The sequence below is a fragment of the Microcystis sp. M53598_WE2 genome, from assembly GCF_030067735.1.
Lineage (GTDB): Bacteria > Cyanobacteriota > Cyanobacteriia > Cyanobacteriales > Microcystaceae > Microcystis > Microcystis aeruginosa.
Window position 1 is genome coordinate 1 of record NZ_JASJFE010000489.1, and the last position, 1,465, is coordinate 1,465.

Annotated in this window: 2 protein-coding genes; one reads left to right on the forward strand and one right to left on the reverse strand. The window is 39.7% G+C overall.

Annotated features, from left to right (window positions below):
* Window positions 1-73: 73 nt before the first annotated feature.
* Window positions 74-862: an ABC transporter permease gene (locus PX636_RS10140; RefSeq protein ID WP_002765070.1), complete on the reverse strand. Its 789-nt coding sequence runs from the start codon at window positions 860-862 to the stop codon at window positions 74-76.
* A gap of 277 nt (window positions 863-1,139) precedes the next feature.
* On the opposite strand from PX636_RS10140, the gene PX636_RS10145 reads away from it, so the two are divergent.
* The coding region (locus PX636_RS10145) for a 4-Cys prefix domain-containing protein (protein ID WP_353853468.1) at window positions 1,140-1,465 on the forward strand (326 nt) is incomplete at its 3' end.

Genomic DNA, 1,465 nt, shown 5'->3' on the forward strand with positions numbered 1-1,465 from the left:
AAAATATGATAACTGATTACTGATTACTGATTACTGATTACTGATTACTGATTACTGATTACTGATCACTGATTCAATCCCGTTGATGGGAGAATTGATAAGCACCGACAATCGAGAGAAGAAGAGCGACGATTAATAAAATAGGGATAGCGAACCAAGGAAATTGATTGATATCGTAGGCTGCGGCTCTTAATCCTAGACTAGCATAGGTGAGGGGCAAGGCATAAACAATAATTTTTAATGCCCAGGGTAAGGTTTTGGGATCGAAAAAAGTTGCTCCTAAAAAAGACATCGGCACGATTAAAAAGTTATTATAGAGACTGGCACTTTCGAGGGATTGAACTCGCAATCCGACAATTGCCCCTAAACTGGCAAAGACGGCACAATTTAAGATTAAAATTAATAAAAAGAGGGGATTGAGAAAACTGGCAAATTTTCCTGTAAATAAGATAGCGATGAGAATCACTGATGCAGAAGTCATTACACCGCGCAAAATTCCCGCAAAAACTTTGCCTAAAAATAATGAGAGGGGATGGACGGGAAGTAATAATAATTCCTCGAAGGTTTTACTAAATAAGCGATCGCCACAGATGGAAAAGGTGGTTCCCCCGAAACTGATCGCCATTGAGGACAGGGCCACCATTCCGGGTAAAATAAATTCTAGATAAGAATCGCCGAGTGAGGGTTTCATCGAGCGATCGAGGGCGCTTCCCAACCCCAACCCGAAACCGATAATATAGATTAGGGGAGAAACTAAACCTGTGGCGGCGATCTGAAGGACTCTCGCCCGTAAATCTAGCCATTCTCCCCAAAATACGGTTAAAGTGTCTGTTAATATCGTCTGAGCTTGAGCTAGTTTCACTGGTATTTTGGTTAATTAGTAAATATACTTTTAATAATAATTAATAATTGTCCCCTTTTTCAAGAGTGGCTCATCCCAGTTTAGTAAAATGTAGGGTGCGCTAGACGGCGACAATCTCTGCTTAAACTTGAATCTAACAATCCGTCGTAACGCACCACACCTATCATTAATTTAATTTGGTGCGTTACTACTACTACTTACTTATGATAAAATGCCTTCAAAGACAGGTAAGGGAAAACTTTCAATTATTCACCCAATAAAATAACTAATAGCCGAGATGAAACCCTGTTACTGCATTAATCCCGATTGTTCTCAACCAGGGCATCCGAGTAATAATAACTCGAATACTCGTTACTGTCAAAGTTGCGGCTCTCAATTGTTGTTAAATGGTAAATATAGGGTGAGTCGGTTATTGAGTGATACGACCGGTTTTGGCATTGTTTATGAGGCTTTTGAAGGTTTTACAGCCAAAATCCTCAAGGTATTACAAGAAAAATGGAATAATCAACCGAAGGCAGTGGAATTATTTAAACGGGAATATGACGTTTTATTAGAGTTAAGTCGTCAAAATGTCACCGGTGTTCCTCGAGCGGATGCCTATTT